Here is a 17,405-nt window from a genome sequence, read left to right as displayed (position 1 = left end):
GCCACGGCGGCGGCAGACGCCCAGGACGCGCACACCGTGTCCGGGAGGGGAAGACATGAGTGAGAGCCAGGCCCCGTCCAGCGGTTCAGGGAGGCTCAACACCGGGGTGGCGCACAACGCCCGGGTCTGGAACTACTGGATCGGCGGGAAGGACAACTACGAGGTCGACCAGGCCGTCGGCGACCAGGTCGCCGGAATGTTCCCCGTGATCCGTGATGTGGCCCGCGCGGACCGGGAGTTCCTCGGCCGTGCGGTGCGGTATCTCGTCGAGGACCGCGGGGTGCGGCAGTTCCTCGACATCGGCACCGGGCTGCCGACCCTGGACAACACCCACGAGATCGCCCAGCGGTCCGCACCCGACGCGCGCATCGTGTACGTCGACAACGACCCGATCGTACTGGCCCACGCCCGGACGCTGCTGACCAGCACACCCGAGGGAGCCACCGACTACATAGACGCCGACGTCCACCGCCCCGACACCATCGTCGAGCGCGCCTCGGCGACCCTGGACCTCGGACGGCCCGTCGCGGTGATGATGCTGGGCATTCTCAACTTCGTCCTCGACACCCGCCAGGCGCAGGACATCGTGCGCGAGATCCTGGCAGTGGTCCCCTCCGGCAGCTACCTGGTTCTCACCCACCCCACCACCGACGCGGACCTCGGCGGCGAGGGCAACATCGAGGCCATGAAGTTCTGGAACGAGAACGCCACCCCGCCCATCACCGCCCGCACCCGCGAGGAGATCGCCGCGTTCTTCGACGGTCTGGACCTCCTCGATCCGGGCCTCGTGTCCTGCACGCGGTGGCACCCCGCCGACGGCTCTCCCACCACGGTCCCGCAGTTCGGTGCAGTGGCTCGTAAACCCTGACGCGTGAGCCCCTGCCGGACCCCGGTACCAGGGGTGCTCGGCGGCCACCGGCGGGGCTCGTTCAAGGAACCGTGGCCGGTTCCCGGGGCGGGATCCAGCGCAGGTGGACGGCCTGGCCGGGTTCCTCGGCCCGCAGCAGGGAGAGCCGCGGGCGGACGGCGTCGGTGCGTGCGCTCGGCGGCTTGCGGGCCCCGGCCCGGTACGGGAGCGGCCACTGGGCGGCGGCGTCGGCGTACTCCTGCTCGGCCGCCGCGTGCAGGGTCCAGTGCGGGTCGTAGAGGTGGGTGCGGCCGAGGGCGCACAGGTCGGCCCGGCCCGCCAGCAGGATCGAGTTCACGTCGTCGTACGACGCGATGGCTCCGACCGCGATGACCGCCGCGCCGGTGGCCGCGGCGACCTCGTGGCGGATCCGGTCCGCGAAGGGCGTCTGGTACGAACGGCCGAACGCAGGCCGCTCGTCCTTGGTGACCTGTCCGGAGGAGACGTCGATCGCGTCCGCCCCGTGGGCGATGAAGGCGCGGGCGATCTCCACGGCGTCGTGCTCGGTGTTGCCGTCCGCAACCCAGTCGGTCGCGGAGATCCGCACGATCATCGGCCGCCCGGCCGGCCAGGCGGCCCGCACGGCGTCGAAGACCTCCAGCGGGAACCGGAGCCGGTCGCGCAGCGTGCCGCCGTACTCGTCCGTGCGGTGGTTCGTCACCGGTGAGAGGAACGACGACAGCAGGTAGCCGTGTCCGCAGTGGAGTTCGAGCAGGTCGAAGCCCGCCTCGGCGCCTCGGTGCGCGGCGGCGACGAAGTCGGCGACGACCGCGTCCAGGTCGGCGCGGTCCATCTCGCGGGGGACGGCCGATCCGGGACCGTAGGGCAGTGGCGACGGGCCGACGGTGTTCCAGTTCCCGTCCGGCAGCGGGTCGTCCATGCCTTCCCACATGAGGCGCGTGGATCCCTTGCGGCCGGAGTGGCCGAGCTGGAGACCGATCCGGGCGGTGCTGCGGTCGTGGACGAAGGCCACGATCCTGGCCCAGGAGTCGCGCTGCTCGTCGGTCCACAGACCGGTGCAGCCGGGCGTGATGCGGCCCTCGGGCGAGACGCAGACCATCTCCGTCATCACGAGTCCGGCGCCGCCCATCGCCTTCGAGCCGAGGTGGACGAGGTGGAAGTCGCCGGGTACGCCGTCCACCGCGGAGTACATGTCCATCGGGGACACGATCACCCGGTTCTTCAGCTGCAACTCCCCCAGCCGGAAGGGCTGGAACATCGCCGGCGCGACACCGGACAGTCCCTGGGAGGCCGCGAAGGCCGCGTCGACCCGGTCGGCGAACTCCTGGTCGCGGGTGCGGAGGTTGTCGTACGTGATGCGGCGTGACCGGGTGAGCAGGTTGAAGCAGAACTGGGTCGGCTCCTGGTGGGCGTACATGCCGATGTTCTCGAACCATTCGAGCGAGGCCTGCGCGGCCCGCTGCGTGGACTCGACGACGGGGCGCCTCTCGGCCTCGTACGCTCTCAACGCGGCCTCGGTGTCCGGGTGTTCGTGCAGACATGCCGCGAGGGCGAGGGAGTCCTCCATCGCCAGTTTGGTGCCCGACCCGATCGAGAAGTGCGCGGTGTGCGCGGCGTCACCGACGAGGACGAGGTTGCCGTGGTGCCACCGCTCGCTGCGTACGGTGGTGAAGCCGAGCCACTTGGAGTTGTTGGCGAACACCCGGTGACCCGCGAGTTCCTCGGCGAAGAGCCCGCGGACCCGCTCGACGGCCTGCTCGTCGGAGGCTCCCGGCGGGAATGCGGTCCCCTCGGTGGCGTCGAAGCCCGCCCGGTGCCAGACGTCCTCGTGCATCTCGACGATAAAGGTGGAGCCCGTCTCGGAGTAGGGGTAGCCATGTACCTGCATGGTCCCCCATTCCGTCTGCTTCACGAAGAACTGGAACGCCTCGAAGACCCGGTCGGTGCCCAGCCACATGTACTTGTTGCGCCGTTGGTCCAGCACGGGGCGGAAGATGTCCGCGTGCGCTGCCCGCACCTGCGAGTTGACTCCGTCCGCCCCCACCACGAGGTCGTACGCGGCGCGCAGGTTCCCGGTGTCGGGGGCGGGCGTGGAGAAGCGGACGAGCACCCCGAGGTCTCGGCAGCGGCGCTGCAGCAGCCGGAGCAGCTCCGGGCGGCTCATCGCGGCGAAGCCCTGACCGCCCACGGTGTGGGTCCGGCCGCGGTAGTGGATGTCGATGTCGGTCCAGCGGGCGAAGCGGCGTGCCATGGCGTCGGCGAAGTCGCGGTCCGCGTTCTCGATGCCGCCGAGTGTCTCGTCGGAGAAGACCACGCCGAAGCCGAACGTGTCGTCCGGGGCGTTGCGCTCCCACACGGTGATCTCGTGGGCCGGGTCGAGCTGTTTCATGAGAGCAGCGAAGTAGAGGCCGCCGGGGCCACCGCCAACGATCGCGATCTTCACGGGGTTCCTCTCAGTGCTCGACGGCGGCCGTGGTGGCCTGCTCGTCCTCGACGGCCGCGCGGAGTGCGAAACGCTGCAGTTTGCCGCTGGCGTTGCGCGGCAGGCTCTCGCGGAAGCGCACGTCGCGTGGGTACTTGTAGGGCGCGATGACCTGCTTGACGTGGTCCTGGATCTCCTTGGCCTTGGCGGCGTCGCCGCTCGCGCCGTCCCGCAGCACGACGAACGCGCAGACGACTTCGCCGCGTTCGGCGTCGGCCCGTCCGACGACGGCGCACTCCAGGACGTCGGGGTGGGTGTCGATGGCCGCCTCGACCTCGGGTCCGCCGATGTTGTAGCCGGACGAGACGATCATGTTGTCGCCGCGGGCGTGGTAGTGGAAGTAGCCGTCCTCGTCGCGGTGGAAGATGTCGCCGGTGACGTTCCAGCCGTCCACGACGTAGTCCTTCTGGCGTTCGTCGTCGAGGTAGCGGCAGCCGACCGGGCCGATGACGCCCAGCCTGCCCGGCTCGCCGGGGCCCAGTTCCGTGCCGTCGGGGCCGAGGACCGTGGCGCGGAAGCCCGGCACGGGCTTGCCGGTGGCGCCGGGCCGGATGTCGTCGCCGGCCGCGGAGAGGAAAATGTGCAGGAGTTCGGTGGCGCCGATGCCGTCGATGACGCGCAGCCCGGTCCTGTCCCGCAGCTGTTCCCAGGTGCCGACGGGTATGTGTTCGCCGGCCGAGACACCGGCCCGCAGTCCGGCGAGCTGCTGTTCGCGTCCCTCTCGCAGGATCGCCTTGTAGGCCGTGGGCGCCGTCGCGAGCACGGTGACGCCCTGCCGCTCGACGAGTTCCGCCATCCCCAGCGGGGTCGCCGCCTCGGTCAGCAGTGCGCAGGCGCCGGCCCGCAGCGGGAAGACGACGAGCATGCCGAGGCCGAAGGTGAAGGCGAAGGGGGCGCTGCAGGCGACCAGGTCGTCCGGGAGCAGACGCAGCACGTGGCGGCCGAAGGTGTCGTCGATGGACAGGATGTCCCGGTGGAAGTGCATGGTGATCTTGGGTGCGCCGGTACTGCCGGACGTCGGCGCGAGGAGCGCCACGTCGTCGGCCGAGGTGTCCACGGCGGTGAACTCGCCCGACTTGGCCGTGGCGCGGGCCACGAGATCGTCCGGGCCGGCGCCGCCGAACTCGACGACTCTCAGGGAGGGCAGCACGGTGTCACGGACGGCGTGGACGTCCTCGGCGCACCGGTGGTCGACCAGTGCGAGGGCGGGCCCGGTCCGCTCGGCGACCGGCGCGATCTCGCGGGCGCGGAGCGCGGCCATGAGGGTGACCACCACTCCCCCGGCCTTCAGCACACCGAGCCAGCTCGCCACGGTCCAGGGGTTGTTGGGTGAGCGGAGCATGACCCGCTGTCCCGGGACCAGCCCGAGGTCCTCGGTCAGTACCTGGGCGACCTGGTTGGCCCGCTTCCTCAGCTCTCCGTAGGTCCAGGTCTCCCCCGCAGGCGTGCGCAGCGCCGGACGGTCTGCGCCGAACGCCGACGTGGGCCGGTCGATGAGTTCGGTCGCGGCGTTGAGCCGCTCCGGGTGGTGCAGGTCGGGCGTGGTGAACTCGATCGTCGGCCACAGGTGCGGGGGAGGCAGGTGGTCGCGGGCGAAAGTGTCCAGGTACGCCGAGGACGAGAGGGAAGGCGGAAGAGTCAACGGAGGAGTCCTTCCGGGAGCCCGCCGGTGTCGGGCGGCGGAGTCAGGCGGGGCGGATCATTCCCTCCTGGACGGCGGTGGCCAGGTGACGGTGGTCGCGGGTGAAGAAGCGGCCGGTGCCCAGGCCGCGGCCCGCGTCGGCGGCGACCGCTTCCTGGACGTAGAGGAGCCAGTCGTCGACCGGTCCCGGGCGGTGGAACCACATGGCGTGGTCGAGGCTGGCGGTGACGAGGCCGGGATCGGCCCAGGCCAGGCCGAGTACGCGCAGGACGGGTTCGAGGATCGTGTAGTCACAGACGTACGCCAGTGCGGCCAGGTCCCGCTGGGCGTCGGTGAGCCCTTCGACGGGCCGGAGCGCGTCGAACGGCTTCACCCAGACCGCCTGCTGCGGCAGCTGTTTGCCCTCGACGGTGAGGTAGACCGGGCCGGGCACATGGCGCATGTCGAAGCTGCGGCCGGCGGACCAGTAGGCCTTCGACTCCTCGGTCATCGAACCGCCGTCGCGCTCCGCGAGATACGCCCGTGAACTGTGCAGTTCCTCGGGGTCGGGTACGACGTCGGTGAACTCGGCGTGGAAGGACCCGCCGGGTTCCCCCGCAGCGAAGTTGGCCAGACAGACGTACAGCGGTTTGCCGTTCTGGTAACCGCGTACCTGCCGGGTGCTGTAGCCGCGGCCGTCGCGCAGCACCTCCACCTCGTAGTGCACCTGGGCGCCGATGTCGGCGGGGCGCAGGAAATAGCTGTGCATCGAGTGCAGGGTCTTGGGGCCGGTCACCGATCGCATCGCCGCCGCGGCTGCCTGGGCGACCAGGTCGCCGCCGTACGCCTTGGGCCACGGGCAGGGCTGGGTGACGGCGGTGAAGGCGAGGTCGAAGTGCTCCGGCGGGGCGGGGGCCAGTGTGACGGCGTCGGTGAAGAACGCGGAGGTCGCAGGCGTCCCGGCCGGCGTCGGGCCGGGCTGTGGCGTCACCGGTCGAGCCAGTCGCGCAGGTCGGCGTCGCTGACGTCGGCCAGGTTGACGACGATGTTCTCCGGTGTGCGGGTGGTCATCCACGTCAGCGGTGCGGTCCGGGAGAGATTGCACTCGATGTGCGGCATGAAGGGCGGGACGAAGACCCAGTCGCCCTCCGACATGTCGACGTAGTCCTCGAACTTCTCGCCGAAGTAGATGCGTGCCCGCCCGGACAGGACGTAGCCCCCGGTCTCGGCCTCGCCGTGGTGGTGGGTGACCGAGCGGTAGCCGGGTTCGTTGCTGACCTTGCCGAACCACAGCTTCGTGGCGGGCGTGTGCTGGATGCTGACGCCCGAGACGCGAACGGCCCCGCCGGAGTCGGCGGTGTTCGCGCTCTCCGATCCGGCGCGCGTCACCACGGGAGCGACGATCCCACTGGGCAGCCGGTACATCGAGGCGTCGCCCTCCAGTCGGTACTTGCTGAGGTCGGGCTCCATGGGGGCGGGCTCCGTTCCGGTCGTGGCGGCTCAGGAGGAGACGTGTCGTACCCGGTCGGGCAGGGGCGCCCCGGTCCGGTGATCGCTGCTCTGCCGACGGCGTCGCGCCCGGCAGGGCGGGACGGATCCGTCACGGCGGGACTGTGCCCCGGAGGCTCCCCCGGGCAGGTTCCCCGACGGACGGCGACGTGACGGTCGGGAGAGCTGGTCTGCGACTGTGGAGTTGACGTTGTATCTCGTTTTTTTCACGACCGTCATTTATTGTCAATACAACGGACCGGACGACTCGTCGGGCCGGGCCGCGTCCACCCGACTGGAGGCCTCGTGACGCCCATCGCAGTGAACCCGGGCACGCTGCCGACACCCCGCGGCTACTCGCACGGAACGCTCGCGGGAAACACGCTCCACCTCGGCGGGCAGACCGCGCTCGACGCCGACATGAAGATCGTGCAGGGGGGCATCGTCGAGCAGTTCCGCCAGGCGTTCGGCAACGTCCTGACGACACTCCGCGAGGTGGGCGGCACGCCCGAAGACCTGGTCAGCGTGACGCTGTACCTCACCGACATCCCCGACTACCAGGCCCACGGCAAGGAGATCGGCGCCGTGTGGCGCGAGCTCGCCGGACCCGTCTATCCGGCGATGGCGGGCATCGGCTGCACCGCTCTGTGGCAGCCCGAGGCGATGATCGAGATCCTCGGTGTGGCCGTGATCCCCGAGGAACGGCTGGTCCGGCCGCAGAGTTGAGAAGTCAGGCCGGCGGCCGGACCAGCGGCCCGGCCGCCTCAACTCTCGCTTCTCGGGAGATCGTTGTTACCGTTCACCGATGTCTGACTCTTCACGCGACACAGCGGCGGGCGCCGGATGGGGCACCACGGAACGCGGCGACTACCTACGCCTGATGCCGAACCGGGGCGAGAAGCTGTCGTGGCTCAACCCAAGGACGCTGTGGCCGGCCCGGAACGGCGTGCTGGCCTCACTGTTCGGGGACCCGACGGGCCACACCCGCGGCCGCTGGGTGGAGCAGCGGACCGCGGCCGGGGCACCGGCCGACAAGGTGGTCAGGCACAGCGCTCCGGACCACTTCTCCTTCATGGTCATCGGGGACACCGGCGAGGGCGACGACCCTCAGTACGCCGTCGTGCCGGGCTTCCTGAAGGTCGGCCGGGACACGGAGTTCGCCGTGCTCGCCAGTGACGTGGTCTATCCGGTCGGCAGCACCGACGACTACGGCACGAAGTTCTTCCGCCCGTACAAGGACTACCAGGCGCCGATCTACGCGATCCCCGGCAACCACGACTGGTACGAGGACCTCGACGGTTTCATGCGCGTGTTCTGCGACGCCCCTCCCCTCGCGGAACCGGCCGCGCCCCGGCGGCTGACACCCGCCTGGTGGCGGTCGCTGCTGTGGCACAAACCGCGCAGGCACGACGAGCAACGCCTGGCCGAGGCCCGGAAGTTGCGCTCGGCTCCCGCTCAGCGGACCGTCCAGCCGGGCCCCTACTGGGCCATCGACGCGGGACCGGTACGGATCGTGGGCATCGACACCGGCCTGACGGGCACCGTGGACGCCGAACAGGGCCGCTGGCTGCGCGAGGTGTCCAAGGGGGACATCCCCAAGATCCTGATCACCGGCTCCCCCCTGTACGTGGATGCCGAGCACCACCCGGGCCCCATCGAGGGCGGCGGAACCGTCGACGACATCGTGCGCGATCCGGCCCATCACTACGTGGCCGCGATAGGCGGCGACATCCACAACTACCAGCGCTACCCGGTGGAGGTGGACGGCCGCACGATCCAGTACGTGGTCGCCGGCGGCGGCGGAGCCTTCATGCACGCCACCCACACCATGCCGCGGGTCTCCGTCGCCGGTGTATCCGAAGGCGACTTCCGCTGCTATCCGCTGCGCGGCGACTCGCTGGCCTTCTACAGCAGGCTCTACGGAAACCGGCTGCACATGCGGCGCTTCTTCACCCTCACCGAGGCCGAGGCGACCGCCGTCGTCGCGAAGCGTCTCGGCATTCCCGCGACCCGCGTCCAGGAGCGGCCCGCCCGCATCACCCTGCGCACCCGCGTCGTCGCGAGCCTGCTGGGTGCCGGAGGCCGCCCCGACCGCACGTCACGCCTGCGCCTTCCGGTGCGCAAGGCCTACACGCAGCTCTTCTCACCGGGTTCGGCGACGTACAGTCCGCCGTTCTTCAAGTGCTTCCTGCGCCTGGACGTCTCGCCGGACACCGTCCGGCTGCGCTGCTTCTCGGCGACGGGGAACCGCCCGCAGGAACTCGACCCGCCCGTCGAGGACGAGGTGTCCATCCCCCTGACCTGATCCGGCGGCGAACCCCCGAATGGCGGAGCCCGGCTTGCGGGCAGACGATGGAGGTGAGGGGGCTCCGGCCACCTGCTCGGCCGTGGATGTCACACGAGCAACGACCAAGCCCCGAGGCTGCTGGACAAGGCCAGACAGGAGGCGATCGTCAATGATCGAGATCAAGGCGGTCGAGAAGCCGGACGAACGGCGGGACTTCCCCCGCGGGCACCTCGAAGCCGTCCACCTCTCCGGGCTCGACTTCGCCGTGGCCACGTTCGAGCCGGGCTGGCGCTGGTCGGAGTCCGTCGCTCCGATCGCGGGGACCGAGAGCTGCCAGGTCCATCACAACGGTTACGTCGTCCAGGGCCGCATGCGGATCCGGATGGACGACGGCGCCGAGAGCGAAGTGGGGCCCGGCGACGTATTCGTCTGCCCGCCCGGCCACGACGCCTGGGTCGTGGGGGACGAGCCCGCGCTGGTGTACGACTTCGCCGGAGGCATGGCACAGGACTACGCGAAGGCCAAGGACTGACTCCGGTCGGCCACCGCGCAGACCCCACGGGGCGGCTCCCCTGATCGGCCACCCCGTGGATCCCCGGCATGCCGCCGGCCCAGGGGCGCGGCTGCGGCCCCTTCGACCTGCGGTGAGACACCGCCGCCTCCCGTGCCCGGGGCGTGGTGGCTCACCGCACACCACGCCCCAAGGACCCCGAGCCGGCACGGTCCACGGCCACGGCGGGCAACTCCGACACAGCATCTCCCCCTCGGCACGGGGTCATTCCCGGCCTCCGCGTCTATTCTGGGGTCGCATGGAGGGGGCAGCGGGCAGAGGGTCGACCGGTGAACTGCCGGAGTCCAGTGGGTCGTTCGGTCCACTCGTCGTCGCGTCGCCGATCCTGCGGGCCGCCCACGTGGAGCTGCCCGAGGAGAGCCCAGACCCGGTGCTGCTGCCGTCGATCACCCTGCTGGAGCCGACCGCGTCCCGCGGCCGTGACCCCGACCGGCTGCCTCTGCCCTCAGGACAGCTGCTCGCGGGCCAGTACCGGTTGATCCGGCCCCTGGGCTACGGCGGTATGGGCGAGGTCTACCTCGCACTCGACACCAAGGTCGACGACCGCGAGGTCGCGATCAAGATCCTCCACCCCCAGCAGGCGGCGGTCTCGGCCGGGGCGCTGGCCCAGGAGCGGCGCGCGCTGGTCGACCTCAGCCACGACGACATCATCCGCGTCTTCAACTACGGGCACCATCCCGACGTCGGCGACTTCCTCGTCCTGCAGTACGTGGACGGCCTCACCCTGGAGGAGGTACGGGCACGGGTCCAGGTGAACCCGGCCGAGTTCGGCGGCGGCCGCTTCCACGAGTTCGTACTCGCCTACGGGGTGCGGATCCTCGCCGCGCTCGGGCATCTGCACGCCGACCGTCCCCGCAAGGTCTACGGCGACCTCAAACCCGACAACGTCATGCACGACGGCACCACCACGAAGATCATCGACGTGGGGAGCGTCCGCTCCGCCGGCCTGCCCGGCCACACCACGGAGGCGTTCCGCGCCCCGACCGTCGGGCCGAACGGCGAATCCACCGGCCAGGACGACCTGTTCAGCCTCGGCGAGACACTGCGGCGGCTGAGCGGGCTGGGACACTCGCCCGACGATCTGGCGGAACTGGGCCGCCTGGACATGATCAGCCGGCCCGAAGCCCCCACCGTGACCGGAACACTCAGAGCTCCGGGGCCCCACTCGATGACGGCCCCCGCTCCCCACGGACTCGGCCTGGTCTCACTCGCCCGGGTACTGCACCGCGCCACCCGGTGCGCACGGGCCGAGCGATTCGCCACCGCACGGGAGATGGAGGAGCAACTGCGGGGAGTTTTCAGGGAGTTACGGTCGCTGCGCACCGGAGTAGAGACCTTCGAACCGTCGCCGCTCTTCTTCCAGTCGCCGTACGCGCTCGACGCGGCCCTCGGCTCCGCGCCGCCTCTCACCCGGTGGGCCGCCCCGGACGCCCCGGCCCCGTACGCACCCCCGTCACCCGCCGAGGTCGCCCAACGGCTGCCCGTGCCGCGGCCCGACCCGTTCGACCACCATCACGCCGAACTGAGCAGGCTCGCCGACGCCGCTCCCGAGGCGCTGCTGCAGCACACCGGGGACTGGCGGGACTCACCGGAGGTGCATCTGCTGCGCTGCCGGCTGCGGCTGCGCAGCGCAGGCGGCGGGACCGAGGCCGCCGAGCGTGAACTGCGCTCCGCCGAGACCCTGATCGGCGCCGAACACGCCCCCTACGACTGGCGGCTCGACTGGCACCGCGGGCTCCTCGCGCTCGGCCGGGACCAGGCCGACGCGGCACGGCAGCACTTCGACCAGGTGTTCGCCGCGATCCCGGGCGAGTACGCCCCGAAGCTGGCACTCGGCTACTGCGCCGAGCGCCTCGGCCGCTGGCAGGAGGCGCTGACGTTCTACGAGGCGGTGCGGCTGCGCAACCCGTCCCTCGGCAGCGCGGCGTTCGGCGCGGCGCGGGCGCGCCTCGCGCTGGGCGGGGAGCGGGTGTGGGACGACGCCGTACGAGCCCTGGACGCGGTACCGCAGCACTCACGACACCGGACCGCCGCGCGGACGGCCGCCGTACGCGTCGGCGTCGAGCACGTGCGTACCGCGGAGCGTACGGACGAGGTGGCCGAGCGGCTCCGCGAGGTGCTGGCGCGGCTGGCGCGGCTGTTCCACGCCCACGGGCTGACGGACGAACAGGCCCGGGTCCGGATGACCGCGGAGGTGTGGGAAGCGGTACGGGGCGCGCTCGCCCGAGGGGCCGTGGGCGCCGCGGGCCTGACGGCGCTCGCCGCGACCGCCGACGCCCGTCTCGGCCTCCCGCCCGACGAACCGGGACTGCGCAGAGAACTCTCACGCCTCTACCTCACCCTCGCGCACCAGGCCGCCCGTTCCGCCACCGCCGAGGACAGAGCCGTCGCCGAAACCCTGCTCGACAGGGCCTACGAGGTCCGCCCCCCGTCCTTCCGCCACCACCGGGACAGCCCGTGGCTCGGAAGGAGAGTCACCACCTGGCTGCGGACGATCGCCCATACGCCGACGCAGGGGAACAGCTCCGGGACGGTCAGCGAGTGACCGGAACGGCGTGGCGCGGGCGCGCGGCCCGGGGCTCGGATGCCGAAGCCCCGCCGCTCACACGTCCGCGCCGCGTGGCGCGGGGCGCGGTGGTCGTCGTGGCCGAACTCGCCCGCCGGCTCTGGCGCTACGCCTGGCCTTCGACGACGGGCCGTCGCAACCGCGCGTACCTGCGGGACCGGCTCGTCGCGCTGCCGCTGCTCGCCGTGGTGGCGTTCGGTTCGCTCGGCTGGGCGTACGCGGATGTGCGGGACGACTCGGAGTACCTGCGCGATCGTCTGACACCCGCGCTGGTCGGCCTCGCGCACGTCAAGGCATCGCTGTTCATCGCGCAGGGAGAGGCCCAGAAGAACCTCGACACGGCAGGGGCGAGCGAGCTCGGCGGGCTCAGCGAGCGGTACCGCACACGGGTGGCGCGGGCGACACAGAGCCTGAACCAGGTCACGCGCAGCGGAGCACTGACCGTGGCCGAGGAACAGGAACTGCGCGTGGTGTCCGCGCTGGTCGTGGACTACACCGGGTGGATCGGCCGGGCCCAGGGACACGCGAACGACGCCGTGCTGCGGGACGCCGAGCTCACCTACGCGCGCAGCATGCTCTGTTCGGAGCCGGTCGCCGCCGCGGACCGGCAGGACCGCTATCCGCCGTGTCCGCCGACGACCGGGTCGGGCGCGACCTCGATCGTCGACCGCGTCGCGGCACTGGAGCGGCAGTTGCGCGAGCGGCTCGCGGACCGGGCGGCCTGGGGCGAAGGCGTGCTCGCCGCCGCGGCGGTCGCCGGGATCGCCTTCGTGCTGCTCGCCGTGGGTCTGTGGCGCACGGTGTCCTTCCTGCGCCGCCGCTTCCGGATCCGGCTCAGCATTCCGCTGGCTGCCGCCGCTCTGCCGCTGCTCGCCGTGCCGCTCCTGACGATCGACGCGCTGCTCGCCCAGCACGCCCAGGCAGAGACCGTCCCGCTGGCCGGACTGCTCGCCGAACGGACCTCGCCGGAGACCGAGACGATCGCCGAGGAGCACCCTTTCGACGGCCCCGACCCGGAGGTCATCGAGGTGCTGGAGTCCCGGATCGACGAGGTGCTGTCCGAGGGGCGGCTCGCCTTCCTGGACGGGGCAGCCCCCTTCGTCCTCCCGGCGGGGCTGGTCGGCGCAGGCCTGGTCGGCGGCGCCCTGCACGCGTACCGCCGCGAGTACCTCGTGGTCGCCCGCCCGGGAGCCGTCTCATGACTCGTCTCATGTCCCCTCTCCCAACCCGTTTCATGACGCGTCTCCTGCGCGTCCTGCTCGCCTCCTGCCTGCTCGCCCTGGTCCCCGGCTGCACATCGGACAGCCCCAAACCCCTCGTCGTCCTCGGCCCGTGGACCGGCAAGGAGGGCGAGGCTTTCGAAGACGCGCTCCAGCGGCTGGACGACGGGACCGGCAGGACGTACACCTACGAGGGCACCCGCTCGCTGCGCGAGACCCTCGTCTCACAGCTGGAGGCCGACGCACCGCCGGATGTGGCGGTCCTCAACAGCATCGGCGAACTCACCGAGTACGCCCGCCGCGACAAGCTGAGACCGCTCGCCCAGGTGACCGGCGAACGCGCGTATCAGCCGTGGGCGCCGAGCATGCTGGTGGACGGCAAACGCCGCACCTACTGGGTGCCGCTGAAGGTCGACCTGAAGAGCCTGGTGTGGAGCAAGGAGGGCACGCCGAGCGACGATCCCACGTGGTGCGTGGGACTCGCCTCGCAGGCCACCTCGGGCTGGCCCGGCACGGACTGGATCGAGGACATCCTGCTCCACCAGGTGGGTCCCGACCGCTACGCGGACTGGGCCACGAGCAAGCTCAGCTGGCGCGACCCGGACGTCGTACGGGCCTGGACGACGTGGGCGGGACTGCTCGCCGACCGCGGGGCGTCCGTCGAGCGGTCCCTGACCACGTCGTACGAGGGCACGTCCGGACCGGCCGGGCCCCGCGGTCTGCTGGACTCCCCCGGCTTCGAGTGCACGCACGAGCACCAGAGCGCCTTCATCCGGTACGTGTACGCGGGCGACGACATCCGTGTGGAGCCGTCGGCGCGGTTCCTGGGCGGGCGGGCCGAGTACCGCGACGCGTTCGAGGTCTCCGGTGACATGGCCGCCGTCTTCAGCGACGACCCGGCGGCCCAGGAGCTGGTGGAGCGGCTGTCGAGCACGGCCGGGCGGGAGCTCTGGCGGGCCGAGGCGGACCCGGCGGGGCGTCCGCTGTTCCCGAACACGACGGGGCTGTCGCCCGCGGAGCCCGTGAACCCCATCGAGCAGGAGATCGACGACCTGCTCAACTCACGTGCCCACATCCTGTGTTTCGACGCCTCGGACGTGATGCCGCCCGAGCTTCGGGACGCCTTCCACCGGGCGGTGCTCGAGTTCTTCCGCGATCCCTCGAAAGAGCATCTCGACTCGCTGCTCCAGCAGTTGGACATCGTGCGGGCCCAGACCGACGAGAAGTCGGGCGACTCCCGCTCGTTCCGGCCGCCCGAGGACATCTGCGACAGCCCCGGCGGATGACCGGCGCCGCCCGCGACGGCGGACGGCCCGGTCCTCGGCACCGGACGACCCGGGCCGCGTGGTGCACGGCCCCGGGCCGCTGACGCCCGCGCTCCGCAGGCCCCGTCTCGGGAACTCCCCCCCCGCGACGCCTCGTCAGCAGCAGCGGCTCTGGGGATGTTCCTCACGGTGCCGGGTGCGCAGCGCCTCGTACGCGCGTCGCGACGGCACCGGCGCCAAGGGGTGGTCGTGCAGATGGCGCTCGCGGTAGCGGTCGTACTGCGCCTCTCCCGTCAGTTCGCGCAGATACCAGTGCACGGCACGCGCCCACCGCCGCGGGCTCATGTGCGGGCCTCCGCCATCGGCTCGGCCGACTCCTTCGGCACGCCGATACGGGACTCCACATACGGCGCCTCGGTGGTCGGCAGTGGAACCGGGGACCGCACCGCGCGCACGCACACGACGGCCGCGTTGACGATCACCACGGCGACCAGGAGCAGGAACAGGGCGATCAGGACGCCGTCGACCGTGGAGTTGGTGACCACGGTGTGCATGTCGTCGAGGGTCTTGGCGGGCGGCAGGACCTGACCCGCGTCGATGCCGTCGGCGTATCGCGCGCGCTGGGCGAAGAAGCCGACCCGGGGGTCGTCGGAGAAGATCTTCTGCCAGCCCGCCGTGAAGGTGATCGCGACCACCCAGGCCAGCGGGATCCCGGTGACCCACGCCCAGCGCAGCCGCCCCGACTTGACGAGGACCGTGGTGCAGACGGTGAGGGCGATGGCGGCGAGCAGCTGGTTGGCGATGCCGAAGAGGGGGAAGAGCTGGTTGATCCCGCCGAGCGGGTCGGTGGCACCGCTGTGCAGGAAGTAGCCCCAGGCCGCGACGACGAGTGCGCTGCACAGCCAGATCCCGGGCTTCCAGTTGACCCGGCCGATCGGCTTCCAGACGTTGCCGAGCATGTCCTGGAGCATGAACCGTCCGACGCGGGTGCCCGCGTCGACCGTGGTCAGAATGAACAGGGCCTCGAACATGATCGCGAAGTGGTACCAGAAGGCCTTCATGGCGGTGCCGCCGAAGACCCCGGAGAAGATCTCCGACATACCTACGGCGAGGGTCGGTGCCCCGCCCGAGCGGGCGATCAGGGTCTGTTCCTCCACCGCCTCGGCCGCCTGGGTCAGCTGGTCCGGGGTGATGGTGAAGCCGAGGCCCGCCACCGCCTGCGAGGCGGACTCGGCGGTCGTGCCGAGGAGTCCGGCGGGCGCGTTCATCGCGTAGTACAGGCCGGGTTCGAGGGTGGCCGCGGCGATGAGCGCCATGATCGCGACGAACGACTCCATGAGCATGGCGCCGTAGCCGATCATGCGGACCTGGGACTCCTTCTCGATCAGCTTCGGGGTGGTGCCCGAGGCGACCAGGGCGTGGAATCCGGAGAGCGCCCCGCAGGCGATCGTGATGAACAGGAACGGGAACAGCGACCCGGCGAAGACCGGGCCGGCGCCGGAGGAGGCGAAGTCGCTGACCGCGTCGGCGCGCAGCACGGGTGCGGCCACCACGACCCCGACCGCGAGCAGTGCGATGGTGCCGATCTTCATGAAGGTGGACAGGTAGTCGCGGGGCGCGAGCAGCATCCACACGGGCAGCACCGAGGCGACGAAGCCGTATCCGATCAGGCAGAACACGAGCGTCGTCGGGCTGAGCGTGAAGGTGTCGGCCAGCGACGACTCCTGGACCCAGCTGCCGCCGACGATGGCGAGCAGCAGCAGCGCCACACCGATGAGGCTGGTCTCGACGACCCGGCCCGGCCGGATGCGGTGCAGCCAGAAGCCCATGAACAGGGCGATCGGAACCGTCATGGCGACGGAGAAGGTGCCCCACGGCGAGTGGGCGAGCGCGTTGACCACGACCAGGGCCAGCACCCCGAGCAGGATGATCATGATCGCGAAGACGGCGATCAGGGCCGCGGCCCCGCCCGCCCTGCCGATCTCCTCGCGGGCCATCTGCCCGAGCGACTTCCCGTCCCGTCGCATGGACAGGAACAGCACGATCATGTCCTGCACGGCCCCGGCGAAGATCACGCCGGCGACGATCCACAGGGTGCCCGGCAGGTATCCCATCTGGGCGGCGAGCACCGGCCCCACCAGCGGTCCGGCGCCGGCGATCGCCGCGAAGTGGTGGCCGAGCAGTACCCGGCGGTCGGTCGGCTGGAAGTCGACGCCGTCCTCCAGGCGTTCGGCGGGGGTGGCCCGCCGGTCGTCGGGCTTCAGGACGCGCCGCACGAGGAAGCGGGAGTAGAAGCGGTAGGCGATGGCGTACGAGCCGAGCGCGGCGACCACCAGCCAGACCGCGGAGATCTCCTCGCCCCGGGCCAGCGCGAGGACGCCCCAGCCGATCGCGCCGACCAGGGCCACCGCGGTCCACAGCAGCATCGTCCTTGGTGTCGTACGGGAGCGTGCGGCGGGCGGGTCCTGGCGCCCTCCTGGCGCCGGAGAACCGGATTCGGGCATGACGGACGTGGGCATGGCGGCTCCTCACCTCGACGGTGACGTGGGGTGGTGCGACTGCGGACCCGTGGGCGTCAGGGACGCGCCACGGCCGGTTCGGGCTTACGGACGAACGGTGTACGGGTCAGGGACCCGGCAGGTGTACGGGTCAGGGGTCGTGACGGCCCTGCCTGGTCAGGGCGTAGGCGCCCAGCAGACACAGGCCGCATCCGGGAACCCAGGCGAGCTGGTACCAGTAGAAGAACGGTGTCCCGGCGAGCCGTGGGCTCTCACCGGCGTACCAGGGGACCCACAGCAGTCCCGCGGCGGGCGCGAGGAGCAGCACGGCGGTCGCGACGCGCCGTAGCCGGTGATGACCCATGGGTGTCATGACCTGCGCTCCTCTCCCGTTCACTGTCGGCCTGTGCAAGAGTTGCCCACCCGCCGGAAGTGGTTGACAGCGAATTTCCAGAAGATTTCCCGCCGGTCGTGCGTCCTCCGATCCGGCCACGTGCGCAACCAACGGGTGAAGGCACAGGAACACCAAGGGCGGTGAG

14 protein-coding genes are annotated in these 17,405 nt (G+C 71.2%); 7 read left to right on the top strand and 7 right to left on the bottom strand.

Annotation, left to right across the window (positions count from 1 at the left end; translation table 11 throughout):
* Positions 1-55: 55 nt before the first annotated feature.
* Positions 56-868 (top strand): SAM-dependent methyltransferase, encoded by an 813-nt coding sequence (locus O1Q96_RS19625; protein WP_269249438.1) that lies wholly within the window; start codon positions 56-58, stop codon positions 866-868.
* 61 nt (positions 869-929) lie between these two features.
* Here O1Q96_RS19625 and O1Q96_RS19620 read toward each other — a convergent pair whose 3' ends face one another.
* From O1Q96_RS19620 to O1Q96_RS19605, 4 genes are read right to left on the bottom strand one after another with little or no spacing between them, the layout of a single operon-like run.
* A complete protein-coding gene (locus tag O1Q96_RS19620; RefSeq protein ID WP_269249437.1) occupies positions 930-3,311 on the bottom strand; it encodes a bifunctional salicylyl-CoA 5-hydroxylase/oxidoreductase in 2,382 nt (793 codons plus the stop codon).
* Positions 3,312-3,321: 10 nt separating this feature from the next.
* Positions 3,322-4,992, bottom strand: a complete 1,671-nt coding sequence (locus O1Q96_RS19615) for an AMP-binding protein (RefSeq protein WP_269249436.1) — start codon at positions 4,990-4,992, stop codon at positions 3,322-3,324.
* Between the two features lie 43 nt (positions 4,993-5,035).
* Positions 5,036-5,962, bottom strand: coding sequence for an acyl-CoA thioesterase (locus O1Q96_RS19610; protein ID WP_269249435.1), 927 nt, complete (start codon positions 5,960-5,962; stop codon positions 5,036-5,038).
* Positions 5,959-6,441 (bottom strand): cupin domain-containing protein, encoded by a 483-nt coding sequence (locus tag O1Q96_RS19605; RefSeq protein WP_269249434.1) that lies wholly within the window; start codon positions 6,439-6,441, stop codon positions 5,959-5,961. Before O1Q96_RS19605 ends, O1Q96_RS19610 begins: the two co-directional genes overlap by 4 nt.
* A 324-nt stretch (positions 6,442-6,765) precedes the next feature.
* On the opposite strand from O1Q96_RS19605, the gene O1Q96_RS19600 reads away from it, so the two are divergent.
* The 6 genes from O1Q96_RS19600 (at position 6,766) to O1Q96_RS19575 (ending at position 14,389) form a co-directional block, all read left to right on the top strand.
* Positions 6,766-7,185: a RidA family protein gene (locus O1Q96_RS19600; RefSeq protein WP_269249433.1), complete on the top strand. Its 420-nt coding sequence runs from the start codon at positions 6,766-6,768 to the stop codon at positions 7,183-7,185.
* Positions 7,186-7,264: 79 nt separating this feature from the next.
* The gene (locus O1Q96_RS19595; RefSeq protein ID WP_269249432.1) at positions 7,265-8,764 is read left to right on the top strand and encodes a metallophosphoesterase family protein; all 1,500 of its coding nucleotides are present in this window, start codon (positions 7,265-7,267) and stop codon (positions 8,762-8,764) included.
* A 151-nt stretch (positions 8,765-8,915) separates the two neighbouring features.
* Entirely contained in the window at positions 8,916-9,278 is a 363-nt protein-coding gene (locus O1Q96_RS19590; RefSeq protein WP_269249431.1) for a cupin domain-containing protein, read from the top strand.
* 277 nt (positions 9,279-9,555) lie between these two features.
* Positions 9,556-11,862, top strand: a complete 2,307-nt coding sequence (locus tag O1Q96_RS19585) for a serine/threonine protein kinase (RefSeq protein WP_269249430.1) — start codon at positions 9,556-9,558, stop codon at positions 11,860-11,862.
* Complete coding sequence (locus O1Q96_RS19580) at positions 11,859-13,085, top strand: hypothetical protein (RefSeq protein WP_269249429.1); 1,227 nt, start codon at positions 11,859-11,861, stop codon at positions 13,083-13,085. Before O1Q96_RS19585 ends, O1Q96_RS19580 begins: the two co-directional genes overlap by 4 nt.
* 8 nt (positions 13,086-13,093) lie before the next feature.
* Positions 13,094-14,389: an alpha-glucoside ABC transporter substrate-binding protein gene (locus O1Q96_RS19575; RefSeq protein WP_269249428.1), complete on the top strand. Its 1,296-nt coding sequence runs from the start codon at positions 13,094-13,096 to the stop codon at positions 14,387-14,389.
* A gap of 135 nt (positions 14,390-14,524) precedes the next feature.
* Here O1Q96_RS19575 and O1Q96_RS19570 read toward each other — a convergent pair whose 3' ends face one another.
* From O1Q96_RS19570 to O1Q96_RS19560, 3 genes are all read right to left on the bottom strand, one after another.
* Entirely contained in the window at positions 14,525-14,713 is a 189-nt protein-coding gene (locus O1Q96_RS19570) for a YbdD/YjiX family protein (RefSeq protein WP_269249427.1), read from the bottom strand.
* Entirely contained in the window at positions 14,710-16,887 is a 2,178-nt protein-coding gene (locus O1Q96_RS19565) for a carbon starvation CstA family protein (RefSeq protein ID WP_269249426.1), read from the bottom strand. Before O1Q96_RS19565 ends, O1Q96_RS19570 begins: the two co-directional genes overlap by 4 nt.
* A gap of 130 nt (positions 16,888-17,017) precedes the next feature.
* A complete protein-coding gene (locus O1Q96_RS19560) occupies positions 17,018-17,239 on the bottom strand; it encodes a DUF3311 domain-containing protein (protein ID WP_269249425.1) in 222 nt (73 codons plus the stop codon).
* Positions 17,240-17,405 lie beyond the last annotated feature (166 nt).

Origin of the sequence: Streptomyces aurantiacus (assembly GCF_027107535.1) — a bacterium.
Classification (GTDB): Bacteria; Actinomycetota; Actinomycetes; order Streptomycetales; family Streptomycetaceae; genus Streptomyces.
Note: the sequence above shows the minus strand (reverse complement) of the source record. Positions and strands in the feature narration are given on the sequence as shown.